Genomic DNA, 22887 nt, shown 5'->3' with positions numbered 1-22887 from the left:
GTCCGCCACGGTTACCTTGCGGACGGACGAGCGGTTGGACGGGTGGACGGCTCGGGTCGGCGCGGACGACAGATGGGGGACAGCGTGGTCTTCAAGCGGCTCAGGCAGGCGATGGGCGTCGGCGGCCCGTCGGTGGAGACGGTGTTGACGGATCCGAACTGCCGCCCGGGCGGCCAGTTGGACGGGCGCATCCAGGTGGTCGGCGGCGACCACCAGGTCGACATCGACCAGGTGAGCCTCGGCCTGGTCACCCGGGTCGAGGTGGAGAGCGGCGGCGACGACTACGACACCACCCAGGAGTTCCACCGCCAGCAGATCACCGGCGCGTTCCGGCTGGAGCCGGGGCAACGCCACGACATCCCGTTCCGCTTCGCCGTGCCGTGGGAGACCCCGGTCACCGAGCTGTACGGGCAGCACCTGCGCGGCATGACGATGGGTCTGCGTACCGAGGTGGAGGTCGCCCGCGCTGTCGACAAGGGTGACCTCGACGCCGTGTCGGTGCACCCACTGCCCGCGCAGGAGCGACTGCTGGACGCGTTGCTGCGACTGGGCTTCCGGTTCGCCCGTGCCGATGTGGAACGGGGGCACATCTACGGCGTACGGCAGACGTTGCCGTTCTACCAGGAGATCGAGTTCAACCCGGCGCCGCAGTACGCCCGCTCGATCAACCAGTTGGAGGTCACCTTCGTCGCCGACGCGCAGCAGATGCAGGTGGTCCTGGAGGTCGACAAGCGCGGCGGCGTCTTCAGTGAGGGCCGGGATGCCTTCGGCCGGTTCACTGTGGACCACGCCACCGCCGACCGCACCGACTGGACCGCCGAGCTGGACAACTGGCTCCGCCAGTCCCTGACCCGCCGAGGCCTCTTCTCCTAACCCAACCCACCCGGCCCGGCCCGCTTCGCACCGGGGCGGGGCGGGCGGTTGGGGTTAGAGGTCCAGGAGGAGGGTTTGGGGGCCTACGTTGACGCTTTCCACGAGCATGTGGGCGCGGAAGCGGCCGGTCTCCACCTTCGCTCCTCGGTCGCGTAGGGCGTCTACCACAGCGGTCACCAGTGGTTCGGCGACCTCGGCGGGGGCGGCCGCCGTCCAGCTCGGACGGCGTCCCTTGCGGGCGTCGCCGTAGAGGGTGAACTGACTGACAACCAGGATCGGCGCGCCGGTGTCGACGGCGGACCGCTCGCCGTCCAGGATGCGCAGCTCGCGCACCTTGCGGGCCATCGTCTGAGCGGTCTCGCCGGTGTCGGTGTGGGTCACCCCGAGCAGCACGAGCAGGCCGTTCTCGATCGCGCCGACCACCTCGTCGTCGACTGTCACGCTGGCCCGCGCGACGGTCTGCACCACGGCCCGCATCAGGCGGGCACCCGCTCGATGAAACCGCGCTCCACCAGGTGCGCCACGATCGGGCCGGCGGCCTCGGCCATCTCGTCGGGCTCGACGTCGTGTGCGGCGGCGAGCAGGGCGAGCTGGTCACGCAGGGGCAGCCGGCCGTCGGCGCCACCGACCAGCGCCAGCACCAGCGGGTCGATCTCCTCGGTCCAGCGCAGGCCGTGGGGCATCGCGAGGACCTGCCGGTCCACCGCCCAGCCCTCGTCGCCCATGGTGGCCTCCTGCCGCAGCTGGAGGCCCTCGGCGGCCCGGTAGCGCTCGGCGAGCAGCGCCTCCGTGTCGCGTACCCGGAGAAAGTCCTGGCGGTCGAACCAGGCCGCGATCTGGTCGCCCAGCGGTGGCTGCACCCGCTGGCGCAGGTCCTCCACCCGGACCACCGGGTCGGCGTGACCGCCCCGGCGCAGCGAGACGATGCCGAAGCCGATCCCCTCCACCTTGTGCGCGTCGAACCAGTCCAGCCAGGCGGCCATTCGCTGCGGGTCGGCGGTTTCGCCCACGTCGGTGAGCCACAGGTCGACGTACGCCATGGGGTCGGCCACCTCCCGCTGGATGACCCAGGCGTCCAGGCCGGTCCCGGCGAACCAGCCGGCCACCCGCTCGTCCCACTCCTCGCCGGCGACGTGCACCCAGTTCGCCAGGTACTGCATGGTGCCGCCCTCGGTGAGCAGACCCGGGGCGGCGGCGGCCAGCTCCGCGCCGATCGCGTCGCCGACCCGGCCGGAGTCGCGGTAGACGTGCGTGGTCGTACCCGGGCCGACCACGAACGGCGGGTTGCTCACCACCAGGTCGAAGCGCCGGCCCGCCACCGGGGCGACCAGGTCGCCACGCAGCAGCTCCCAGTCCTGACCGTTGAGGGCGGCGGTGGTCGCGGCGAAGCGCAGGGCCCGCTCGGAGAGGTCGGTGGCGGTCACCGAGTCGGCGTGGGTGGACAGGTGCAGGGCCTGGACGCCGGAGCCGGTCCCCAGGTCCAGCGCGGTGCCGACCGGCCGGCGCATGGTGGCGCCGATCAGGGTGTGGGTCGCCCCGCCGATGCCGAGCACGTGCTCGGCGTGCAACGGGCGACCCGGGCGGGCGCTGGACGGCACGTCGGCGAGCACCCACCAGTCGTCCCCGTACGGTTCCAGGTCGACGCCGGCACGCAGGCCGCCGCCGTACCGCTCGACCAGCCCGCCGGCCAGCGCCTCCTCCAGGCTCAGCGGCGTCAACGCGGCGGCCACCGCGGCCTCCGACTCGGTCTGGTCGCAGATGAACACCCGGATCAGGGTGCCGAGCGGATCGCCGTCCTCGGTGGCGCGCAACGCGGCGCGATAGTCGTTGCGGGCGACCGCTGCGGTTGCCTGCGCGCCCAGCCTCTCGGCGATGCCGTGGCTGGTGAAACCGGTCCGGGTCAGCGCGGTCCGCAGCGCGTCGACACCGGCGGGGGAGAGCAGCATGTCGTGTTCGTCCACGCAGCCATCCTGCCTGCCGCCGCGACGCCGGACGCGGCCACCCGCCGGATCGAACCCGGAGCGTCGGTGGTCGTCCGCAACAGGCGGCCGGGCAGGATGGTGCCATGACGCTTGTACTTCCCATCGACCCCGAGGCCAACCGGCTGCTGGAGCGCAGCCCGCTGGCCCGACTCATCGGCATGGTCCTCGACCAGCAGGTGCCGATGGAGAAGGCGTTCTCCTCGCCGTACGTGCTGACCCAGCGGCTCGGTCATGACCTGGACGCGGCGGAGCTGGCCGGGTACGACCCGGAGGCGCTCGTCGCGATCTTCGCCCAGCCGCCCGCGTTGCACCGGTTCCCGAAGGCGATGGCGGCCCGGGTGCAGGAGGTCTGCCGGGTGCTGGTGGAGCGCTACGACGGTGACGCGGCGTTGCTCTGGTCCGACGTCGCCGACGGGCCGGAGTTGCTGCGCCGGGTGTCCGGGCTGCCCGGCTTCGGCAAGCAGAAGGCGCAGATCTTCGTGGCCCTGCTCGGCAAGCGGTTCGGGGTGACCCCGCAGGACTGGCGGCAGGCTGCCGGCGGCTACGGCGACCCGGGCGCGTACCGGTCCGTGGCCGACGTCACCGACGTCGACTCGCTGCGCCGGGTGCGGGAGTACAAGCAGCAGATGAAGGCCGCGGCCAAGGCTGCGGGGGGATGACGCTCAGGCGGCGGTGGGGTGCGCCAGGGAGGCCAGCGCGCGTCGGACGTCGGCGAGCGAGACGGTCGCCGAGTCGTCCAGGTCAGCCAGGCCGGCCTCGATCCACTGACGCATCAGGGTGGTGACCCCGATGCCCCGGGCGTCGGCGGCGGAGCGCACCCGCTCGTAGGTGTCCAGCGGCAGCCGGACCGACCGGCTGACCATCGGCACGTCGGTGTCGGGGGTGGGGAGGTCCACCGCAGGACTCTCGTCGATCAGCTCGGCGATCCGGTCGTCGCCGCTGTGGAACTGCTTGGTCGCGTCGTTCCGGTGCATCGTCACGGCCTCCTCATCGGCGAGATCTCCGCACGGCCTCGTCGTAGCGCTTGGACTCGGCGTCGCTCAGCTCACGGGCGGAGAGGATGTCCCAGTCGTTGTCGGTGCCATCGGCCTCGGCGAGCAGCACCGCCAGTCGGCGGCCCCGACGGGCGGCGGCGTAGACCACCATCACGTCGTCGCCCAGATGGCGGATGACCCGTCGGGCGCTGTGCAGCGCCTCCCAGACTTCCCCGGGCGTGACGTCGTAGACCCTCAGGTTGGCCAACGCCTCGTCGGTGAAGCTGAACCTGCTGCCCACGCTCGGGAGCGTACCACGTACGTAACACGTTCCGGGATGACTCGAAGTTCGCTGATCACGGCCTCACGGTGACAGGATGAGGGGTAATCCCCTCGTAGGAGGTCCATGGTGAAGCGGCAGGCGTATCAGCCGATTCTCATCACCGACGCCTCGCGCAGCCAGGACGACCAGCTCAACAGTCGCCAGCGCCGTTATGTCCTGATGATGGGCATCCGGGTGCTGTGCATCGTCGTCGGCGCGATCCTGGTCGGTGCGAACGCCCCACTGCTCTGGCTCTGGCTGCCGCTGTGCGGCCTCGGCATGGTGCTCATCCCCTGGCTGGCCGTGCTGCTGGCCAACGACCGGCCGCCCAAGGAAGAGCACCGGCTCGCCAACCGGTTCCACCCCCGTCGGCGGGACGAGACGCCGCCGATGAGCCTCACCGCCGAGGAACGCCCGCATAAGGTCATCGACGCCGAACCCTGACCCGCGAACGGGCCAGGGTTCGTACCGTCACGGCTGCGGACGCGCGCCGGCGGTGGAGACGGCCATCGCCCCCAGGTCGGTGGCGCGGCTCAGCGCCGCGGCCGGGGTGGCGCCCGCGAGCCACGCGGTGAGCAGGCCGGCCGCGAAGGCGTCCCCGGCGCCCGTGACGTCCACCACCGCCGTCCGGCGGGCTGAGGCCACGTGGACGGCCCCGGTGCGGTCCACCCAGACCGCGCCGGCCGCCCCGCGCTTGACCACCACCCGCCGGGCCGTCGCCGACAACACCCGCCCCTGCGCCGCCGGGTCCAGCCCGCCGGCCAGCGCCGTCGCCTCGTCCGCGTTGACCAGCAGCAGGTCGATGTCGCGTACCCAACTCAGGAACGCCGCCGCACCGACTCGCCGCAGCGGCGCCGCGGAGGCCGCGTCGACGCTCGTGGTGAGCCCGCGCTCGCGGGCGGCGGCCAACGCCCGCAGCCCCGCGCCGCGCGACGCGGCGTCCAGCAGGGTGTACGCGGACAGGTGCAGATGCCCAGCGTCGGGCGCCGCCGCGACGGCCCGCTCGACGTGCGCGCCGCTCAGCCGCAGGTTCGCGCCCCGCTGACTGACCATGGTCCGCTCGTCGTCGGCCGCCAACACGATCACCGTGCCGGTGGGTACGCCCTCGATCCGCTCGACCGCGCAGTCGACGCCCGCCCGGGTCAGTTCGGCCACCCGGTCCCGCCCCGCGTCGTCGTCACCGACCGCGCCGACCAGCGTGACGTCCACCCGTTGTGCGGCGACCCAGGCAGCGGTGTTGGCCGCCTGACCACCACCGCCGAGACTGATCTCCGCCCCGGTGTCCGAGCCGGCCGCGAGGGGCCCGGACAGCACGGCGACCACGTCGGTGATCACGTCGCCGACGACGACCACCCGGGCCGGTCGCGTCACGCCGGGGCGGTGGTGCTGCGGGCCGCCGCGGCGACCGCGATCCGCGCGGCCAGGTCGGCGTTGCGCAGAATGATCCGGACGTTCACCGCCAGGCTCGCGCCCTCGGTGGCCGAGTGGAAGTGCGCCAGCAGGTACGGCGTGACGGCCTTTCCGGTGATGCCGTCCCGATCCAGCAGGGCCAGGCCCTCGGCGAGGGTCCGGTCGTGCAGGTCCGGGTCGAGCTGTTCGTCGACCGGCAGCGGGTTGGCGACGAGCAGCCCGCCGGTGTGCACGGCGTGCTCGTCCCGGGCGGCGAGCACGGCGGCGACCTGCTCCGGCGAGTCCACCGACCAGTCGAGGTCGAAACCGGCGTCGGTGAGGTAGAAACCGGGGAACCGGCGCGTGCGGTAACCGACCACGGCGACGCCGAGGGTCTCCAGGCGTTCCAGCGTCGCGCCCACGTCGAGGATCGACTTGACCCCGGCGCAGACCACGGCGATCGGGGTCTGGGCCAGGGTGGTCAGGTCGGCCGACTCGTCGAAGGTGTGCGCCGCCTCCCGGTGCACCCCACCCAGCCCGCCGGTGGCGAACACCCCGATGCCGGCTGCGGCGGCCACCGCGCTGGTCGCGGCCACCGTCGTCGCGCCGTCCGCGCCCGTCGCCGCCGCCACCGCGAGGTCACGGACCGAGAGCTTCGTCACTCCGTCGACGGTGGCGAGGCGGGTCAGCTGCGCGTCGTCGAGGCCGACCACCACCTCGCCGCGGATCATCCCGATGGTGGCCGGAACGGCCCCGGCGTCCCGAACCGCCTGCTCGATCTCCCTGGCCACCCGCAGGTTCTCCGGCCGGGGCAGGCCGTGCGAGACGATGGTGCTCTCCAGGGCGACGACGGGTCGGCCGTCGCGCAGTGCTTCGGCGACCTCGGTGCCGTAGCTGATGCGAAAGTCAGTCACGTTGGCACCGTACGGGGTCGGGTGTCCGCCGGGCTCAAGTGGACCCGGCCGTGATGACCTGCCAAACTTGACGGTTGGAGGTGCAGACGTGAGCACAGAGGTTCTCGAACGTCCGGAGCTGAAGGACGCCGACACCGGTCCCGAGATGTTCCACTACGTCCGCAAGGAGAAGATCGCCGAGAGTGCCGTCATGGGCACCTTCGTCGTCGCGCTCTGCGGCGAGACGTTCCCGGTCACCAAGGCGGCCAAGCCGGGTTCGCCGGTCTGCCCCAAGTGCAAGGAGATCTACGACTCGTACCGCGAGTGAACGCGGGCCGGCATCCCGGCCGGCGACGTAGCCTGCGGCGGTGACCACCTCCACCGCCCTGCTCCTCGCCGATCTGGCCGGGGTGGCGGTCTTCGCCGCATCCGGGGCCTCCGCGGCCGTGGCGAAGCGACTGGACCTCTTCGGCGTCGCCTTCGTCGGGTTCGTCGCCGCCCTCGGTGGCGGGATCTTCCGGGACCTGGCCATCGACGAGGTCCCGCCGCTGGCCTTCGCCGACTGGCGGTACGCGGCCACCGCCGCGATCACCGCGCTCGCCGTCTTCTGGCTGCACCCCCAACTGGCTCGACTGCGCACCACCGTCCTGGTGCTGGACGCGGCCGGCCTGGCGCTGTTCACCGTCACCGGCACGGTCAAGGCGCTCGACGCCCAGGTGCCGGCGGTCGGCGCCTGCCTGATCGGCATGCTCACCGCGATCGGCGGCGGGCTCGGCCGCGACCTGCTCACCGCCGAGATCCCCGTGGTGCTGCGCCGGGAGATCTACGCGGTGGCCGCGCTGGCCGGCTCGATCCTGGTGGTGCTCCTGTACGCCACCGACCAGACCGGGCCGGTGCCGCTCACCGCCGCCGCCGTCCTGGTGTTCGGGCTACGCCTGATCGCACTGCGACGACGGTGGTCCGCCCCGGTGGCGACACTGCGCCCGCCACGAACCGGTGACCCTGAGTGGTGAGGCTCCCTCCGCCGGAGTGGCGGATGTGACCAGCGTGGCGTCGCCTGGGACGGCGGGCCGACGCTGGTTATGCTGAGTCGGCCTTCGCGGCAGCTTCTGCGCGGAGGCGTTTTCATGGGCGGCGGTCACCGTGGCCCTCGCCCCGGATCCGCCGTCGTGCGGTCGGAGAGGAGCTTCGCGTGGCAGCCCGGACGCCGGTGCTCGAGACGTTCCCGGCGCTACGCGCCTGGCAGCGTAAGGCCCTGGTCGAATACCTGCGCCGGCGTACCGAGGACTTCACCGCGGTCGCCACCCCCGGCGCCGGTAAGACCACCTTCGCCCTGCGGATCGCCGCCGAGCTGCTCGCCGACGGCACCGTCGAGGCGGTCACAGTGGTCGCGCCGACCGAGCACCTGAAGAACCAGTGGGCCGAAGCGGCGGCCCGGGTGGGCATCCAACTCGACGCAGCGTTCCGCAACGCCGACGTGCACTCCGCGGCCGACTTCCACGGGGCGGTGATCACCTACGCCCAGGTGGGGATGGCGCCGCAGGTGCACCGACGGCGCACCATGACCCGACGCACCCTGGTCATCCTCGACGAGATCCACCACGCGGGCGACTCCCGGTCCTGGGGCGACGGGGTGAAGGCGGCCTTCGAACCCGCCGTACGCCGGCTGATGCTCACCGGGACGCCGTTCCGCTCCGACGACAACCCGATCCCGTTCGTCAGCTACGAGCGGGGCGGGGACGGGCTGCTGCGCTCCCGCGCCGACTCGGTGTACGGCTACTCCGACGCCCTCCGCGACGGCGTGGTCCGGCCGGTGCTCTTCCTGGCGTACTCCGGGGAGACCCGCTGGCGGACCAACGCGGGGGAGGAGTTGGCCGCCCGCCTCGGTGAACCCATGACGCAGGATCTGGTGGCACAGGCCTGGCGTACCGCCCTGGACCCCGCCGGTGACTGGATGCCGCAGGTCCTGCGGGCCGCCGACGCCCGACTCACCGTGCTGCGCAACGCCGGCATGGCCGACGCCGGCGGGCTGATCATCGCCACCGACCAGCAGACCGCCCGCTCGTACGCCAAGCTGATCGAGCAGGTGACCGGCGAGAAGGCCGCCGTGGTGCTCTCCGACGACCAGGGCGCTTCGGCCCGGATCGCGACGTTCGCGGCATCCGACCAGCGGTGGTTGGTCGCGGTGCGGATGGTGTCCGAAGGGGTCGACATCCCGCGACTCGCGGTCGGGGTCTACGCCACAAGTGCCAGCACACCGCTCTACTTCGCCCAGGCGATCGGCCGGTTCGTCCGGGCCCGCCGGCCCGGGGAGACCGCGTCGGTGTTCCTGCCCAGCGTGCCGCACCTGCTCGGGCTGGCCAGCGAGATGGAGACCGAGCGGGACCACGTACTCGGCAAACCCAAGGAATCCGACGGCTTCGACGACGACCTGCTGGAACGAGCACAGCGCGACGACCAGGCCAGCGGCGAGTTGGAGAAGCGCTTCGCCGCGCTCTCGGCCACCGCCGAACTGGACCAGGTGATCTTTGACGGCGCGTCGTTCGGCACCGCCGCGCAGGCCGGCACCCCCGAGGAAGAGGAATACCTCGGCCTGCCCGGTCTGCTCACCGCCGATCAGGTGTCGCTGCTACTGACCAAGCGGCAAGCCGCACAACTCGCCGCGCAGCGCCGCCGTACCGCCGACGGGCCCGCTCAGACGGCCGCTGCGCCCACCGCGGCGCCGCCGGCACCCATGAGCGCCGCCCAGCGCCGTGTGGCGCTACGGCGCCAACTGAACGCTCTGGTGGCGGCACGACACCATCGCACCGGCCAACCGCACGGCAAGATCCATGCCGAGCTGCGCCGCCTCTGCGGCGGCCCGCCCAGCGCCCAGGCCACGATCGAGCAGCTCGAGGAGCGCATCGCCACGGTCCAGACCCTCTAGACCCACCGGGAGCGTCCGCCCGAGGGCGCGTGGCATGCCGGTGCAGGGCGAGGCGTGTGGGCGCGGAGCGGAAGCGGCCAGGCGCGGTGATTGATCGTCCGGGACTGTGCGGGTGTGGGTACGAAGAAGCCGGCCGGAGGCACCCTCGGGGTGCCTCCGGCCGGCTATGTCGGTTTGTGGATTCAGTTCGCCATCAGATCGGCGCCACGCCAGCTGAAATCGGGCTCCGTCGCGAACCGCTCGGTGATCTTCACGAGATCCTCCGCGTACTTGTTCGCATGGTGCCCGCAGAACACCAGCTCGCTCCCACCCGCCAGAGTGATCCGGAGCTTCCCGGCAGCATTGCAGCGGTCGCACCGTTCATCGGCGGCTGGGGGCGCCACCGTCTCGGGCGGCGGCGTGAGGGTCGGGGTCATCGCCTTCCTCCTCTGGTCGTCACCGATGAACAATCTCTTCGGTCGTTGCTCACCTATGGTGCAACACCCTTACTAGGCACTGCCTTCCCTGTGTGCCCGCGGGGGACCGAGGTCACACCTGGCAGGGACAGTGTGCCGTGCACCCAGGGTGCCACGTCAACGATCACATTCGTGCATCCGGACGATCACCATCTGGTGTTGCACACCAGGTGGTCAAAACGACACGTTCGGTTGACGAAACCCGGTCAGTCCAGGTAATCCCTGAGGACCTGCGAGCGGGACGGGTGGCGCAGCTTGGACATCGTCTTGGACTCGATCTGCCGGATCCGTTCCCGGGTCACCCCGTAGACCTGGCCGATCTCGTCCAACGTCCGTGGCTGGCCGTCGGTCAGGCCGAAGCGCAGGCGTACCACACCCGCCTCACGCTCGGAGAGCGTCTGCAGCACCTGCTGGAGCTGGTCCTGCAGGAGCGAGAACGAGACGGCGTCCACCGCGACCACGGCCTCGGAGTCCTCGATGAAGTCACCGAGCTGGCTGTCGCCCTCGTCGCCGATGGTCTGGTCCAGCGAGATGGGCTCCCGGGCGTACTGCTGGATCTCCAGCACCTTCTCCGGTGTGATGTCCATCTCCTTGGCCAGCTCCTCCGGGGTGGGCTCACGGCCCAGGTCCTGGAGCAGCTCGCGCTGTATGCGGCCGAGCTTGTTGATGACCTCGACCATGTGCACCGGGATGCGGATGGTGCGGGCCTGGTCGGCCATCGCGCGGGTGATCGCCTGCCGGATCCACCAGGTCGCGTACGTGGAGAACTTGTAGCCCTTGGTGTAGTCGAACTTCTCCACCGCGCGGATCAGACCGAGGTTGCCCTCCTGGATGAGGTCCAGGAACGCCATGCCGCGACCCGTGTACCTCTTCGCGAGGGACACCACCAGTCGGAGGTTCGCCTCCAGGAGGTGGTTCTTGGCCCGTTCACCGTCGCGGGAGATCCAGCCCAGGTCACGGACCATCTCCCGGACGAGCTTCTCCTCGCCCTCGTCGGCGGCCCGCAGTCGCTCGGCGGCGTAGAGCCCGGCCTCGATGCGCTTGGCCAGCTCCACCTCCTGCTCGGCGTTGAGCAGCGGAACCTTACCGATCTGCTTCAGGTACGCACGGACCGAGTCGGCGGAGGCGGTGAGCTCGGCGTCTCGCCGGGCCTGCTTGAGGGCCTCGGACTCCTCGTCGTCCCACTCGAAGTCGTTGTCGGTCGCCGAGGCTGCCGCGTCGGTCTCGGCGGCCTGGGCCAGCTCGGCCGGCTCCTCGACCACCACGTCCTCGATGGCCGCGGCCAACTCCTCCGGGTCGATCTCGCCCTCGGCGCCCTCACCCTTGGCCTTGGTGCCGGCCTTGGCGCCGGCGGCGGCGACCGTCGCCTTGGTGGCCCGGGTCGACTTGGTGGCCTTCGCCGGTGCGGCAGCGCCGGCGGCGGAGGTGCCGGTGGCCTTGCGCGCGGCCACCTTGCGTGGGGTCGGCGCGGACGGCGTGTCGTCGGAGGCGGGCGCCTGCTTCGGGGCGGGCGCGGCGGCCTTCTTGGTGGTCTTGGCGGTGGTGGCCCGGGACGCCGGCGTGGTCGAGCGGGCCGCGGCGACGCGGCGGCGGGTGCTCGCCGAGCCGTCCACCACGACTGTCACTCCCGCCTCGGAGAGTGCCCGCAGGATCTTCTTGGCCTGGGCCGGAGTCACCTCGGCGGACTCGACGGTGCGCGCGAGCTGGGCCGACGTGAGCTGACCGCCGGCGCTCTGCGCGTGGGCGATCAGGGTGTCGGTGAGCGAGCGAACGTCGGCGCCGGTCTGGCGGGGTTCTGTCACGAATGACCTTCCGGAGGCGAAGAGCGGGCACGGCCGGGTTGTCCGGCACAGCGAGGGGCAACCGGGCCGGGCGATGTGGTTGAGGGACCCTCGTGTCTCGGACCGGCCGGTGGTCGGCGGGCCGTGGCGCGTGGGCAGGGGTGAATTGTAACGCCGTCTGCGGCGATCATCCTGCGCCGCACTGCGTAACGGCAGTGGGACCGCCGATTCGGCGCTGATGTGGACTTTGTAAGGATGATACTCGCGCGGGGCCCCGAACGCCCCGGTCGTGCGGGAAGGGGACGTTGGGATGGACCGTTCGGCGCCGTCACCTCGGGAACTTCTGGCGGTCGCGCTCGGTGTCGCCCGGGACGCGGCGGCCACCGCGTACCGGATGCGGGTCGAGGGTGTTTCCGTGGCCGCGACCAAGAGCACGGTCACCGACGTGGTCACCGCGGCGGACCGGGCAGTCGAGCGGCAGGTGCTGGACGCGTTGCGGGAGTTGCGACCCGACGACGCCGTGCTCGGCGAGGAGTACGGCATCCGCGACACCGGTCCGGTCGCCCCGGGCGGCGTGCGGTGGATCGTCGATCCGATCGACGGGACCGTCAACTACCTCTACGGGTTGCCGCACAGCGCCGTGTCGTTGGCGGCCGAGGTGGACGGGGTGGTGGTCGCCGGGGTGGTGCGCAACGTGCACACCGGCGAGGAGTGGACCGCCACGGTCGGGGGCGGGGCCTGGCGCGACGGTGTCCGGTTGCGGTGCTCCGGCGAGGTCGACCTGGGGCAGGCGCTGGTCGGCACCGGCTTCGGTTACGACGCCGGTCGTCGTGCGCACCAGGGCCGGGTGGTCGCCGGCTTGATCGCCCACGTACGGGACATCCGCCGCCTGGGTGCCGCCGCGCTGGATCTGTGTCTGGTCGCGGAGGGCCGGCTCGACGCGTACTTCGAGAAGGGTCTCGCGGCCTGGGACCTGGCGGCGGGCGGGCTGGTGGCCGCGGAGGCGGGGGTGCGGGTCGGCGGCCTGGCCGGTGCGCCGCCGGGGCCGGACCTGGTGGTCGCGGCCCCGCCGGCGCTCTTCGGGTCGCTGCACGACCGGCTGGCCGAGCTGGACGCCGCGGGTGGCCCCTGACCGGCCGGTCAGACCGACCCGGCCGTCACTTGGCGACCGGGGAGGGGCAGGAGCCCTTGGGAGCCTGGGGTGCGCCGATGTCGCCCAGGGACTGGTTGACCTCGGTGGTGGTGGCGAGCTGCTGGAAGCCGTTGCCCAGCACCACGTCCACGGTGTCGTCGGTGCGCTTCGGGTCGTAGCCCGGCTCGGCGTTGTTCAGGAAGTACGCCTGGAGCAGGTGCGCGGACCCGACACCCTTCGGGCCGTACCGCAGCACCGCGACGTCGTCGAACCCCTTGCGCTCGTTGCCGACCTTCTGCACCTGGAACTTGCGGTTGCGGAAGTCGTCGGCGACGCTGCCGGCCCGGCCGGGCTCGTCGGTCGCGTTGAACACGTTGATCTTGACGTCCTTGGGCTCGTGCAGGGTCACGTCGGCAAGCGGCCAACCCTCCGGGCAGCCCTCGGCCGTGCCGGCCTTTCCCTGGGTGTCCCGGATGATCGCGGTCACCACGAACGCCAGGGCCAGCACCCCCAGCAGGCCGACGACGACGAGTGCTCGCACCCGCGCAAAACTCATCTGAGCACTCCCGGGACCTCTGGTGGATGACGACGGCCGGCAACGATCGGACCGGCCGCCGACCGTCGAATACGCCGCTGAGGTTAACGGTTGTCCGGCCGTCGCGTGGAAACAGCCCGACATGCCGGCGCGCCGACCGCGAACCGGGTACTACTACCCCTATCTTCGTGTCGCCTGAATCACATTGGGAACAACTTCGCGTGCGGGGGCGTACAACTCAGCCGCAAGGGCGGTATACATGCCTCGCCCAAGGGGGGGTAAGGTTCCGCGCTCGCAGGGGAGTCGCCCCGGCGAGCTCGACCCGTTCGGTCCTCGGGTCGGGTGCCCGACACAAGTGGTGGCCGGCCAGCGGAACCGAAACAGCGTCGTCCGGCGTTACAACCGGAAGCGACAACATCGATATGGGAGAGTGAAACCGATGGCCACCGACTACGACGCCCCGCGTCGCGACGAGGTCGACCTCGGCGAGGACAGCCTGGAAGAGCTCAAGGCACGGCGCGTCGACTCACAGTCGGGCGCGGTGGACGTCGACGAGGCCGAGGTCGCCGAGAGCTTCGAGCTGCCCGGTGCCGATCTGGCCGACGAGGAGCTCACGGTCAAGGTGCTTCCGATGCAGCAGGACGAGTTCCGGTGCGCCCGCTGCTTCCTGGTCCACCACCGTAGCCAGCTGGCAGTCGAGCGAAACGGCGAGTTGATCTGCCGCGAGTGCGTCTGACGATCACGACATCGGCGGCGGCCTCCTGAACGGGGCCGCCGCTGGCGGTGTAGGCATGCGCCACCGGTGGGTACCTGCTTGACTCGTAACGGGTAGCCACAGCACCGGGAGGTCCGATGAGCGATCGAGGCGGCACCACCGACGGCGGCGCGGGCGACCCCGCTGCCGCGGGTGGCGCGGGCGACCCCGGTGCCGGCGGCGCGGACGACCTCGGTGCCACCGTCGCGGCGTTGACCGCGGACGACATCGCGCCGGCCCGACGCCGTCAACTGCTGACCCGGATGGTCGGGCAGGCCCGCGCGCGGGGCATCTCCGACCTGTTCAAGCCACGTGCCGCCGTGCGCTGGATGGTCGACACCGTCGCCGAGATCGCCCCGCACGTCCCGGTACGCGACCTCGACACCCTGCGTCGGCACTTTCCCGGTCTGGACGACGCGGCCCTGGCCGACCGGCTCGTCCGTAACGCGTCCCGGACCACCGCCGCGATCGGCGCGGCCGGAGGGGGAGTCGCGGCCGTCGAGTGGACTGTCGCACCGACCCTGCTCTCCGCGCCGGTGCTGCTCGCCGCCGAGACCGTCGCCGTGGTGGCGGTGGAGCTGAAACTGGTCGGCGAGCTGCACGAGATCCACGGGGTCGCGCTGCCGGCCGCCGGTGGCCAGCGGGCGGTCGCCCTGGTGCACTCCTGGGCCACCCAGCGGGGGGTCAACCCGATGGTGCCCGGCGTCGGAGTGGGCGCGGTGCTCGGCACCGCGGCGCGCAAGGAGCTGCGGGAGATGCTGCTGCGGCGGTTCGGTCGTAACCTCACCACACTCGGGCCGTTCCTGACCGGCGCGGCGGTGGCCAGTTTCCTCAACCGGCGGGCCACCCAGCAGATGGCCGAGCAGCTTCAGGTGGACCTGCGGCGGCGGGGCATCGCCCGGCCCGCGCCACCGACCGCCCTGCCGGGCCCACCGACGGGCACCTGAGCGGGGGTCAGCCCTGCCCGTCGGCGGGGCCGGAGAACGCCGGCGCGTCCCGTGCGGCCAGCACGGCCTCGGCCAACTCGACGGGGTGCCGCGTGCTCACCACCCAGAACGGGGTCGGGTCGGCCGGGTCGTCGAGCACCACCTGCACGGCCCCGCCGATCCACGGGCGCTGCACCACGAACGCGAGCGGGTCCGCGCCGACCCCGAGCACCTCACGGCGGCCGGCCACGTCCAGCGGCACCACGTCGGCCACGAAGCGGACCGGCAGGCGTGCGTCGTCCACCCGCAGCTCGGAGCCGACCACACCGACCCGGATCCGGCCCAGCCACCACAACCCGAGCGCGGCGAGTGGCAGCAGCACGGCGAACGGTAGCCAGGAGCGGACGCCGGGGGCGCCCATCCAGATCTCGACGGCCAACAGCGCGGCGGCGACCAGCCCAGCCAGCCACAGCCACCAGGGCAGGTCCAGCCGTTCGGTGTACGCCGTGCGGGCGTCGACCGGCGGCTGATCGGCGGACGGAGAGGGCGACATGCTCACTCCTGCGAGGGTACGGCGCACGGCGGCCGGGCGAACCGGCAGGATGGCAGGGTCACCCCGCGAACCGGATGGAAGAGGGGACCAGTGACCGACGTCGTACCCGTGCCCGTGCAGCTGCTCGACTCCGAGCTGCCGCTGCCCACGTACGCCTATCCCGGCGACGCCGGGGCCGACCTGGTGGCGGCCGCGGACGTGGAGCTGCCACCCGGCGGCCGCGCCCTGGTGCCCACCGGTGTGGCCATCGCGTTGCCGGAGGGGTACGTGGGTCTGGTCCATCCCCGTTCCGGTTTGGCGGCCAGGCTCGGCGTGACGGTGCTCAACGCGCCCGGTACGGTCGACGCCGGCTACCGGGGTGAGATCATGGTCAACCTGATCAACCATGATCGGGATGTGCCGGCGAAGATCTCCCGCGGCGACCGGATCGCACAGCTCGTGGTCCAGCAGGTCGCGCGGGCGCGGTTCGAGCCGGTGGTCGAGCTGCCGGCGTCCCGGCGTGGCACCGGCGGGCACGGTTCCACCGGCGGGCACGCCGGGCTGGTGCCGTCGCCGACGGGCCGGGACCGGGCCGGGCGGCGGCCGGACGAGCAGGGCCGCGGGCAGACGGAAGAGATGGCAGGGTGAGTGTGAACAGCGGAGGGTGGGCGCAGTGATCTTCTCCCGAAAGCGGGCCGATGCCGAGCGGCAGACCCGTGACGAGCGGGCCACCCCGGTCCCGGACCAGGGCGACGCGACGCCGTCGTTGGAGCGCGGCCCGTACGACATCTCCGAGAGCTACGACGATGTGCAGCGGCTCGACCTGGGCAGCCTGCACATCCCGGCGATCGCCGACGTCGAGGTGCGGGTGCAGGCCGACCCGCAGGGTGTGATCCAGCAGGTCGTGCTGGTGCACGGCGACAACGCGCTGCAACTGGGTGTCTTCGCCGCTCCCCGGTCCGAGGGCATCTGGGACGAGGTGCGCGAGGAGATCCGGCAGTCGCTGCTGCGCGACGGCGCGAGCGCGCAGGAGGTCGACGGCGAGTACGGCGCGGAGCTGCACGCGCAGGTGCGTACCCCGGACGGCCCGACGAACCTGCGCTTCGTCGGCATCGACGGGCCGCGCTGGATGGTCCGCGGCGTGTTCCAGGGCCCGGTGGCCACCGACCCGACCCTGGCGGGGCCGCTCGTGGAGTGCCTCGACGGCCTGGTGGTGGACCGTGGCCAGGAGGCGAAGCCGGTCCGCGAGCCGCTGCCGCTGCGCCTGCCCCGGGAGGTCGCCGACCAGGCCGCCGACGCCGCCGGCGAGCCGCGCCAGGTCTGACCCGCGCCCACCGGCCCGCCGGAACCGGCCTCGTCGGCGTACGCTGGCGGCACGGTTCCGGCGCCGCCGGTGCCGGCCGGGGACGGCGAGCGTGGAGAGGGTGACGCGGAGGTCATGATGACCGACGAGGGCAGGGTGTCGCTGCGGCGACTTCTGCAACGGTTCACCGCCAGCGAGGCCGAGATCGACGCGCAGGAGCTGCGTCGGGAGAGCGCCCAGTGCGGCGGTATCCCGGCCCAGATGTGCTCCCGGGGTCAGTTGGTGTCCGTCGCCGGTCGGCTGCGCACCGTGGTCTACACGCCGCGCACCAACCTGCCGACGCTCGAAGCCGACCTGTACGACGGCAGCGACGTGGTGACCCTGGTCTGGTTGGGTCGACGGCACATCGCCGGGATCGAGCCGGGTCGGCACCTGACCGCCCGGGGTCGGGTGGCGGTGCGGGACGACCGCAAGGTCATCTACAACCCCTACTACGAGCTGGACTCGCCCAAGTGACGGCACTGCGGACGGAAGGCCAGCGATGACCACCGGACAGGACCGAGCGGCCCAGCCGGAGATCGACCCGCAGGGCGAGGAGCCGCTGCCGACGATCGCCGAGCAGATGGCCGACCAGCTCGGCGGGTGGCGGGGCCTGGTCGAGTCGAGCATCCCGGTGGTGGTCTTCGTCCTCGCCAACATCATCGGCGAGCTGCGGCCGGCGGTGATCGCCTCGGTCTCCGTCGCGGTGCTCATCGCCGGGGTGCGGCTGGCCCAGCGGCGACCGATCCGGCACGCCGTCAACGGCCTGTTCGGCGTCGGCATCGGCGCGGCCATCGCCTGGCGCACCGGCGACGAGCGTGACTTCTACCTCCCCGGCATCCTGTACGGCATCGGGTACGGCGTCGCCCTGTTGATCTCGGCGGTGATCCGGCAGCCTCTGGTCGGTTGGATCTGGTCGGTGCTGGTCGCGAAGGGCCGCTCGGAGTGGCGGGACGACCCGAAGCTGGTGCGCACCTTCACCCAGCTCACTGTGCTGTGGGGCGTGGTCTGGCTGGCCAAGGTGGGCGTGCAGGCCGGCCTCTACCTGGCCCACCAGGACACCGCGCTGGGAGTGGCCCGGCTGGTGCTGGGCTACCCGCCGTACGCGTTGTTGCTGCTGATCACGGTCTGGACGGTGCGTCGGGTCACCCGGGAGGCGCCGCCGACCCCGGTGCCCGGCACCTGAGCGGGGCGGCCGGGGGCGGCTGCCTGTCGGGTCAGCGGGAGCTGCGGGTCCGTTCGACGCTGTCCGGCCCGAGGATCACCACGCGGACCTGGTCCTCCACCTCGGCGGTGCAGACGAAGATCAGTTCGTCGCCGGCCTCGATCGGGTCGTCCGGGCTGGGCACCAGGACCCGCTTGCCGCGCAGGATCGCCACCAGGGCGGCGTCGCGGGGCAGTGGCACGGCGTGGATGGGCTGACCGACGTACGGCGCGGTCGGCGGCAGGGTGATCTCGACCAGGTTGGCCTCACCCTGCCGGAAGGTCATCAGCCGGACCAGGTCGCCGACGGTCACCGCCTCCTCGACCAGCGCGGCCATCACCCGTGGCTTGCTCACCGCGACGTCGACGCCCCACTGCTCGGTGAACAGCCACTCGTTCTCGGCCCGGTTGACCCGGGCGACCACGCGGGGCACCGCGAACTCGGTCTTGGCCAACAACGACAACACCAGGTTGGTCTTGTCGTCGCCGGTCGCCGCGACCACCACGTCGCAGCCGGCGACGTTGGCCTCTTCCAGGCTCGCCACCTCGCACGCGTCGGCGAGGACCCACTCGGCGGCCGGCACCCGGTCCGGGCGCAGCATCTTGGGTTGGCGTTCGATCAGCATCACCTGGTGGCCGTTGTCGATCAGCTCCTGGGCGATCGAGCGGCCCACGTTGCCCGCGCCCGCGATGGCGACCCGCATGGCTCAGTGCCCCCCTTCCGGCGGCGCCGCCGCCACCGACGTGACCGTCGCCACGATGTCATCGCTGACCAGCATGAACACCTGGTCGCCCTCCTGCACGACGGTGGAGCCGGTGGGCAGCGTGCCGATGCCGAAGCGGATCAGGTAGGCCACCCGGGCACCGGCCGCGTCTTCCAGGGTGCGCACCGACCGGCCGATCCAGTCCTTGTGCACCGGCACCTCGACGATCGACACGGTGCTGGTGGGGTCCCGGAAGATCTCGACGTTGCCCTCCGGCACCAGGTGCCGCAGCATCCGGTCGGCCGTCCAGCGCACTGTCGCGACGGTGGGGATGCCCAGCCGCTCGTAGACCTGCGCCCGGCGCTGGTCGTAGATGCGCGCGGCGACCCGGGAGACGCCGAACGTCTCGCGCGCCAACCGGGCCGAGATGATGTTGGAGTTGTCGCCGCTGGACACGGCCGCGAAGGCGTCCGCGCGCTCGATGCCGGCCTGTCGGAGCACCTCGCCGTCGAAGCCCGCCCCGGTCACCGTGATCCCGGCGAAGTCGGGGCCGAGCCGGCGGAAGGCGTCGGCGTCCTGGTCGATCACCGCCACCGAGTGCCCTCGGGACTCCAGGCTGTGGGCGAGGGTCGACCCGACCCGGCCACATCCCATGATCACGACGTGCACGCTGTCCCTCCCAAGGTGCGTACCGCCCCCGCTGCCGGTGGCCTTCCGAGTGCGAGCCTGCCACGTTCCGGTGGGGAGCGGGGACCGACCGTACCCCGTCGTCGCGGGCAGCGGTGATCGCCCACCCCCGCGTTCCCGCCGTGGTGGTCGTACTCTTGGCGTTCGTGGCCAGTCCCACCTCGCTGGTGAAGCGACTTCTCCTCGGTCGACCGTTCCGGTCCGACCGGCTGCAGCACACCCTCCTGCCGAAGCGCATCGCGCTGCCCGTGTTCGCCTCCGACGCGCTGTCCAGCGTCGCGTACGCGCCGGACGAGATCCTGCTGACCCTCTCCATCGCCGGGGCCTCCGCGTACGTGTTCTCACCGTGGATCGCCCTCGCGGTGGTCGTGGTGATGCTCACCGTGGTGGCGAGCTACCGGCAGAACGTCTACGCCTACCCCTCCGGTGGCGGCGACTACGAGGTGGCCACCGTCAACCTGGGTCCGAAGTTCGGCGTCGGGGTGGCCAGCGCGCTGCTCGTCGACTACGTGCTCACGGTGGCGGTGTCGGTCTCCTCCGGGGTGGCCAACCTCGGCTCGGTGGTGCCGTTCGTGGCCACCCACAAGGTCCTGATCGCGGTGAGCGCGGTGGTGCTGTTGACCGCTGTCAACCTGCGTGGTCTGCGCGAGTCGGGCACAGCGTTCGCCATCCCCACCTACGGCTTCGTGATCGTGATGGGTGGGATGCTGTTCACCGGGCTGTTCCGGGTGTTCGTGCTGGGCGACGAGCTGCGCGCGCCGAGCGCCGACCTGGTGATCCAGGCCGAGCACAGCGTGACCGGGTTCGCGCTCGTCTTCCTGCTGCTGCGGACGTTCAGCTCGGGTGCCGCCGCACTCACCGGAGTGGAGGCGATCTCCAACGGAGTGCCGGCGTTCAAGGCGCCGAAGAGCCGCAACGCCGCCACCACGCTGCTGCTGCTCGGCACCATCTCGGTGAGCATGCTGGTCGGGATCATCTGGCTGGCCCGGCTGACCCACCTGCAGTTCGTCGAGGACCCGGGTCTGCAGATCATCTCCGGCCCCGACGGGTACGTGCAGAAGACGGTCACCACCCAGCTCGGCGAGACGGTCTTCGGCTCCGGCTCGATCCTGCTCTACGTGGTGGCCGGAATGACCGCCCTGATCCTCTTCCTGGCCGCGAACACCGCGTTCAACGGGTTCCCGGTGCTCGGCTCGATCCTCGCCCAGGACCGTTACCTGCCCCGCCAGTTCCACACCCGGGGCGACCGGCTGGCCTTCTCCAACGGCATCAGCTTCCTCGCCCTCTTCGCGATCGTGCTGATCGTCGGCTTCCAGGCCGAGGTGACGAAGCTGATCCAGCTCTACATCGTCGGGGTGTTCGTCTCGTTCACCGTCTCCCAGGCCGGCATGATCCGGCACTGGAACCGGCGTCTGCGTACCGAGCGGGACCCGGAGGCGCGTCGCCGGATGTACCGCTCCCGGGCGATCAACACCTTCGGCGCCGGCCTGACCGGCGCCGTGCTGGTGATCGTCCTGATCACGAAGTTCCTGCTCGGCGCGTGGATCGCGATCGCCGCCATGGCGGTGATCTACGTGCTGATGCTCGCCATCCGCCGGCACTACGACCGGATCGCCGTCGAGCTGACCCCGCCGGACGAGGGCCGGGCCGTGCTGCCCGCCCGCAACCACGCGATCGTGCTGGTCAGCAAGCTGCACCAGCCGACGCTGCGGGCGATCGCCTACGCCCGGGCCACCCGGCCGGACACGCTGACCGCCGTCACCGTGAATGTGGACGAGAACGACACCCGGGACCTGCAGGCCGACTGGGAGCGGCGGCAGATGGCCATCCCGCTCACCGTGATCGACTCGCCGTACCGGGAGATCACCCGGCCGATCCTGGACTTCGTGGCCTCCACCCGCCGTCAGTCACCCCGGGACGTGGTCACCGTCTTCATCCCGGAGTACGTGGTCGGCCGTTGGTGGGAGAACCTGCTGCACAACCAGAGCGCCCTGCGCCTCAAGGGCCGACTGCTCTTCGAGCCGGGGGTGATGGTGGTCAGCGTGCCGTGGCAGCTCGCGTCGACGGCGAGCAAGAACCTGGACCGGCTCGACGCCACGCTGTCGCGGACCCCGGCACGCGGGCCACGCGGCACGGTTCCGCCGGTGGCGGACCCGCCGCCGGTCTCGGCGGCGCCGGTCTCCGCCCCGCCCGGCCAGGGCGGCCCGGCGGGCGGCGGGACGGGAGACAGCGGCCGTGACTGAGCCCAGCGAGCGTGGACTGGTTGAGGCGGAGCGGGTCGAGCTGACCGTCGACGCGGTCGCCCCCGGCGGGCACTGCGTGGCCCGGGTGGACGGGCAGGTGGTCTTCGTCCGGCACGCGCTGCCCGGCGAACGGGTGATCGCCGAGGTGACCGAGGTGCACCGCGGGTTCGTCCGGGCCGACGCGGTGACGGTGCTGGACCCCTCACCGGATCGGGTCGAGCCGCCCTGCCCGTACGCGAAACCGGGTGCCTGTGGTGGCTGCGACCTGCAACACGTCGCCCCGGACGCGCAACTGGCCTGGAAGACCGCCGTGGTGCGCGAACAGCTGGTCCGCCTCGGCGGGCTGACCGACGTCGAGCTGGACCGGCTCGACGTCCGGGTGCGGGCGTTGCCCGGCGGGCTGCTCGGGTGGCGCTCCCGGGTCCGCTACGCGGTGGACGCCGCGGACCGGGCCGGTCTGCTCAAGCACCGTTCGCACGAGGTGGTGCCCATCGACCGCTGCCGGATCGCCCACCCGGACATCCAGCGGTTGCCGGTCCTCAGCGAGCGCTGGTCGGCCGCCGACGCGGTGGAGACCGTCGCCAGCACCGGCGGGGACGTGACGGTCACCGAGATCCGCGAGGGGACGCCCATCCCGGTGAGCGGGCCGACGGAGGTCCGCGAGGTGGCCGCCGGGCGGGACTGGACGCTGCCCGCGTCCGCGTTCTGGCAGGTGCACCCGGCCGCGGCGAGCACCCTCTCCGCCGCGGTGCTGGAGCTGCTGGACCCGCAGCCGGGCGAGATCGCGTGGGACCTGTACGGCGGCGCGGGGCTGTTCGCCGCCGGGTTGGCCGAGCGGGTCGGTGCGACCGGCCGGGTGACCCTGGTCGAGGCGGCGGGGCAGGGCGTCGCCGCGGCCCGGGAGAACCTCGCCGACCTGCCCGGCGTCGAGGTCGTGTCGGCCCGGGTGGAGACCGCGCTGGCCCGTCGACGGATCACCGGCCCGGTTGACGTGGTGGTCCTCGACCCGCCGCGCTCCGGCGCCGGCGCCCCAGTGGTGCGCGCGCTGGCCGCCGCCGGCCCCCGGGCCGTCGCGTACGTGGCCTGCGACCCGGCGGCCTTCGCCCGGGACGTCCGCACCTTCACCGGTCTGGGGTGGCGGTTGGCCGCGGTGCGGGGCTTCGACCTGTTCCCGATGACGCAGCACGTCGAGCAGGTGGCGCTGCTGCTCCCGCCGACCGCCTGACTAACCTGG

27 protein-coding genes are annotated in these 22887 nt (G+C 72.2%); 15 read left to right on the top strand and 12 right to left on the bottom strand.

What is annotated here, in order from left to right:
- The first annotated feature begins 84 nt into the window (after positions 1 to 84).
- Positions 85 to 873: a sporulation protein gene (locus GA0070612_RS29455; protein ID WP_088991852.1), complete on the top strand. Its 789-nt coding sequence runs from the start codon at positions 85 to 87 to the stop codon at positions 871 to 873.
- Positions 874 to 927: 54 nt separating this feature from the next.
- Here GA0070612_RS29455 and dtd read toward each other — a convergent pair whose 3' ends face one another.
- Together dtd and GA0070612_RS29445 are read right to left on the bottom strand one after the other, a co-directional pair.
- Positions 928 to 1350, bottom strand: coding sequence for a D-aminoacyl-tRNA deacylase (gene dtd, locus GA0070612_RS29450; protein WP_088990877.1), 423 nt, complete (start codon positions 1348 to 1350; stop codon positions 928 to 930).
- Positions 1350 to 2834: a DUF7782 domain-containing protein gene (locus tag GA0070612_RS29445; protein WP_197699264.1), complete on the bottom strand. Its 1485-nt coding sequence runs from the start codon at positions 2832 to 2834 to the stop codon at positions 1350 to 1352. Before GA0070612_RS29445 ends, dtd begins: the two co-directional genes overlap by 1 nt.
- 104 nt (positions 2835 to 2938) lie before the next feature.
- Between GA0070612_RS29445 and GA0070612_RS29440 the strand changes: the two genes are divergently transcribed.
- Complete coding sequence (locus GA0070612_RS29440) at positions 2939 to 3514, top strand: HhH-GPD-type base excision DNA repair protein (protein ID WP_088990876.1); 576 nt, start codon at positions 2939 to 2941, stop codon at positions 3512 to 3514.
- 3 nt (positions 3515 to 3517) lie between these two features.
- Here GA0070612_RS29440 and GA0070612_RS29435 read toward each other — a convergent pair whose 3' ends face one another.
- Together GA0070612_RS29435 and GA0070612_RS29430 are read right to left on the bottom strand one after the other, a co-directional pair.
- Positions 3518 to 3829, bottom strand: coding sequence for a hypothetical protein (locus GA0070612_RS29435; RefSeq protein ID WP_088991850.1), 312 nt, complete (start codon positions 3827 to 3829; stop codon positions 3518 to 3520).
- Positions 3830 to 3842: 13 nt separating this feature from the next.
- Positions 3843 to 4130 carry a hypothetical protein gene (locus GA0070612_RS29430; protein WP_088946797.1) on the bottom strand — a complete coding sequence of 96 codons (288 nt, stop codon included), beginning with the start codon at positions 4128 to 4130 and terminating at the stop codon, positions 3843 to 3845.
- Positions 4131 to 4235: 105 nt separating this feature from the next.
- On the opposite strand from GA0070612_RS29430, the gene GA0070612_RS29425 reads away from it, so the two are divergent.
- Positions 4236 to 4595, top strand: a complete 360-nt coding sequence (locus tag GA0070612_RS29425; RefSeq protein WP_197699263.1) for a DUF3099 domain-containing protein — start codon at positions 4236 to 4238, stop codon at positions 4593 to 4595.
- A 27-nt stretch (positions 4596 to 4622) separates the two neighbouring features.
- Here GA0070612_RS29425 and GA0070612_RS29420 read toward each other — a convergent pair whose 3' ends face one another.
- Positions 4623 to 5522 (bottom strand): carbohydrate kinase family protein, encoded by a 900-nt coding sequence (locus GA0070612_RS29420; RefSeq protein WP_088990875.1) that lies wholly within the window; start codon positions 5520 to 5522, stop codon positions 4623 to 4625.
- Entirely contained in the window at positions 5519 to 6454 is a 936-nt protein-coding gene (locus GA0070612_RS29415; RefSeq protein ID WP_088990874.1) for a pseudouridine-5'-phosphate glycosidase, read from the bottom strand. The genes GA0070612_RS29420 and GA0070612_RS29415 overlap by 4 nt, the downstream gene beginning before the upstream one ends.
- 88 nt (positions 6455 to 6542) lie before the next feature.
- Here GA0070612_RS29415 and GA0070612_RS29410 point away from each other — a divergent pair, with 88 nt between their 5' ends.
- From GA0070612_RS29410 to GA0070612_RS29400, 3 genes are all read left to right on the top strand, one after another.
- Positions 6543 to 6761: a DUF3039 domain-containing protein gene (locus tag GA0070612_RS29410; RefSeq protein WP_007456912.1), complete on the top strand. Its 219-nt coding sequence runs from the start codon at positions 6543 to 6545 to the stop codon at positions 6759 to 6761.
- A 40-nt stretch (positions 6762 to 6801) separates the two neighbouring features.
- Positions 6802 to 7446, top strand: coding sequence for a trimeric intracellular cation channel family protein (locus GA0070612_RS29405; protein ID WP_088990873.1), 645 nt, complete (start codon positions 6802 to 6804; stop codon positions 7444 to 7446).
- A gap of 179 nt (positions 7447 to 7625) precedes the next feature.
- Positions 7626 to 9359 (top strand): DEAD/DEAH box helicase, encoded by a 1734-nt coding sequence (locus GA0070612_RS29400; protein ID WP_088990872.1) that lies wholly within the window; start codon positions 7626 to 7628, stop codon positions 9357 to 9359.
- 182 nt (positions 9360 to 9541) lie between these two features.
- Here GA0070612_RS29400 and GA0070612_RS29395 read toward each other — a convergent pair whose 3' ends face one another.
- Positions 9542 to 9775: a DUF7455 domain-containing protein gene (locus GA0070612_RS29395; protein WP_030337431.1), complete on the bottom strand. Its 234-nt coding sequence runs from the start codon at positions 9773 to 9775 to the stop codon at positions 9542 to 9544.
- Between the two features lie 245 nt (positions 9776 to 10020).
- Positions 10021 to 11616: an RNA polymerase sigma factor gene (locus GA0070612_RS29390; protein WP_088990871.1), complete on the bottom strand. Its 1596-nt coding sequence runs from the start codon at positions 11614 to 11616 to the stop codon at positions 10021 to 10023.
- 289 nt (positions 11617 to 11905) lie between these two features.
- Between GA0070612_RS29390 and GA0070612_RS29385 the strand changes: the two genes are divergently transcribed.
- Positions 11906 to 12727 carry an inositol monophosphatase family protein gene (locus GA0070612_RS29385; protein ID WP_088990870.1) on the top strand — a complete coding sequence of 274 codons (822 nt, stop codon included), beginning with the start codon at positions 11906 to 11908 and terminating at the stop codon, positions 12725 to 12727.
- 25 nt (positions 12728 to 12752) lie between these two features.
- On the opposite strand, the gene GA0070612_RS29380 is transcribed toward GA0070612_RS29385, so the two are convergent.
- Entirely contained in the window at positions 12753 to 13268 is a 516-nt protein-coding gene (locus GA0070612_RS29380; protein ID WP_197699505.1) for a LytR C-terminal domain-containing protein, read from the bottom strand.
- A 433-nt stretch (positions 13269 to 13701) separates the two neighbouring features.
- On the opposite strand from GA0070612_RS29380, the gene GA0070612_RS29375 reads away from it, so the two are divergent.
- The gene (locus tag GA0070612_RS29375) at positions 13702 to 13998 is read left to right on the top strand and encodes a DUF4193 domain-containing protein (protein WP_007075406.1); all 297 of its coding nucleotides are present in this window, start codon (positions 13702 to 13704) and stop codon (positions 13996 to 13998) included.
- Positions 13999 to 14114: 116 nt separating this feature from the next.
- Positions 14115 to 14963, top strand: a complete 849-nt coding sequence (locus GA0070612_RS29370; RefSeq protein ID WP_088990868.1) for a hypothetical protein — start codon at positions 14115 to 14117, stop codon at positions 14961 to 14963.
- A gap of 7 nt (positions 14964 to 14970) precedes the next feature.
- Here the strand turns inward: GA0070612_RS29370 and GA0070612_RS29365 are convergent, their stop codons facing one another.
- Positions 14971 to 15501, bottom strand: a complete 531-nt coding sequence (locus GA0070612_RS29365; protein ID WP_408630518.1) for a DUF3093 domain-containing protein — start codon at positions 15499 to 15501, stop codon at positions 14971 to 14973.
- A gap of 84 nt (positions 15502 to 15585) precedes the next feature.
- On the opposite strand from GA0070612_RS29365, the gene dut reads away from it, so the two are divergent.
- The 4 genes from dut (at position 15586) to GA0070612_RS29345 (ending at position 18002) form a co-directional block, all read left to right on the top strand.
- A complete protein-coding gene (gene dut / locus GA0070612_RS29360) occupies positions 15586 to 16122 on the top strand; it encodes a dUTP diphosphatase (RefSeq protein WP_088990866.1) in 537 nt (178 codons plus the stop codon).
- 25 nt (positions 16123 to 16147) lie between these two features.
- The gene (locus GA0070612_RS29355; RefSeq protein WP_088990865.1) at positions 16148 to 16798 is read left to right on the top strand and encodes a DUF3710 domain-containing protein; all 651 of its coding nucleotides are present in this window, start codon (positions 16148 to 16150) and stop codon (positions 16796 to 16798) included.
- A 114-nt stretch (positions 16799 to 16912) separates the two neighbouring features.
- Positions 16913 to 17293, top strand: coding sequence for an OB-fold nucleic acid binding domain-containing protein (locus GA0070612_RS29350; protein WP_088991848.1), 381 nt, complete (start codon positions 16913 to 16915; stop codon positions 17291 to 17293).
- 25 nt (positions 17294 to 17318) lie between these two features.
- Positions 17319 to 18002 (top strand): DUF3159 domain-containing protein, encoded by a 684-nt coding sequence (locus GA0070612_RS29345; protein ID WP_088990864.1) that lies wholly within the window; start codon positions 17319 to 17321, stop codon positions 18000 to 18002.
- A 31-nt stretch (positions 18003 to 18033) separates the two neighbouring features.
- Here the strand turns inward: GA0070612_RS29345 and GA0070612_RS29340 are convergent, their stop codons facing one another.
- Positions 18034 to 18723, bottom strand: a complete 690-nt coding sequence (locus tag GA0070612_RS29340; RefSeq protein ID WP_088990863.1) for a potassium channel family protein — start codon at positions 18721 to 18723, stop codon at positions 18034 to 18036.
- A 3-nt stretch (positions 18724 to 18726) separates the two neighbouring features.
- Positions 18727 to 19392: a potassium channel family protein gene (locus tag GA0070612_RS29335; protein ID WP_088990862.1), complete on the bottom strand. Its 666-nt coding sequence runs from the start codon at positions 19390 to 19392 to the stop codon at positions 18727 to 18729.
- A gap of 164 nt (positions 19393 to 19556) precedes the next feature.
- Between GA0070612_RS29335 and GA0070612_RS29330 the strand changes: the two genes are divergently transcribed.
- On the top strand, positions 19557 to 21653 hold the full coding sequence (locus tag GA0070612_RS29330) for an APC family permease (protein WP_088991847.1): 2097 nt from the start codon (positions 19557 to 19559) through the stop codon (positions 21651 to 21653).
- Complete coding sequence (locus GA0070612_RS29325; protein WP_088990861.1) at positions 21646 to 22878, top strand: class I SAM-dependent RNA methyltransferase; 1233 nt, start codon at positions 21646 to 21648, stop codon at positions 22876 to 22878. The genes GA0070612_RS29330 and GA0070612_RS29325 overlap by 8 nt, the downstream gene beginning before the upstream one ends.
- The last annotated feature ends 9 nt before the right edge of the window (positions 22879 to 22887 follow it).

The sequence above is a fragment of the Micromonospora chokoriensis genome, from assembly GCF_900091505.1.
GTDB classification, from domain to species: domain Bacteria; phylum Actinomycetota; class Actinomycetes; order Mycobacteriales; family Micromonosporaceae; genus Micromonospora; species Micromonospora chokoriensis.
This window is presented reverse-complemented; position numbering and strand designations above follow the sequence as displayed.

What these genes read in the sequence shown, in the direction of transcription:
- GA0070612_RS29350 (WP_088991848.1), top strand. Translation starts at nt 16,913, where the DNA reads ATGATGACCGACGAGGGCAGGGTGTCGCTGCGGCGACTTCTGCAACGG.
- dtd (WP_088990877.1), bottom strand. Translation starts at nt 1,350, where the DNA reads ATGCGGGCCGTGGTGCAGACCGTCGCGCGGGCCAGCGTGACAGTCGAC.
- GA0070612_RS29440 (WP_088990876.1), top strand. Translation starts at nt 2,939, where the DNA reads ATGACGCTTGTACTTCCCATCGACCCCGAGGCCAACCGGCTGCTGGAG.
- GA0070612_RS29345 (WP_088990864.1), top strand. Translation starts at nt 17,319, where the DNA reads ATGACCACCGGACAGGACCGAGCGGCCCAGCCGGAGATCGACCCGCAG.
- GA0070612_RS29425 (WP_197699263.1), top strand. Translation starts at nt 4,236, where the DNA reads ATGGTGAAGCGGCAGGCGTATCAGCCGATTCTCATCACCGACGCCTCG.
- GA0070612_RS29395 (WP_030337431.1), bottom strand. Translation starts at nt 9,775, where the DNA reads ATGACCCCGACCCTCACGCCGCCGCCCGAGACGGTGGCGCCCCCAGCC.
- GA0070612_RS29340 (WP_088990863.1), bottom strand. Translation starts at nt 18,723, where the DNA reads ATGCGGGTCGCCATCGCGGGCGCGGGCAACGTGGGCCGCTCGATCGCC.
- GA0070612_RS29375 (WP_007075406.1), top strand. Translation starts at nt 13,702, where the DNA reads ATGGCCACCGACTACGACGCCCCGCGTCGCGACGAGGTCGACCTCGGC.
- GA0070612_RS29385 (WP_088990870.1), top strand. Translation starts at nt 11,906, where the DNA reads ATGGACCGTTCGGCGCCGTCACCTCGGGAACTTCTGGCGGTCGCGCTC.
- GA0070612_RS29370 (WP_088990868.1), top strand. Translation starts at nt 14,115, where the DNA reads ATGAGCGATCGAGGCGGCACCACCGACGGCGGCGCGGGCGACCCCGCT.
- GA0070612_RS29435 (WP_088991850.1), bottom strand. Translation starts at nt 3,829, where the DNA reads ATGCACCGGAACGACGCGACCAAGCAGTTCCACAGCGGCGACGACCGG.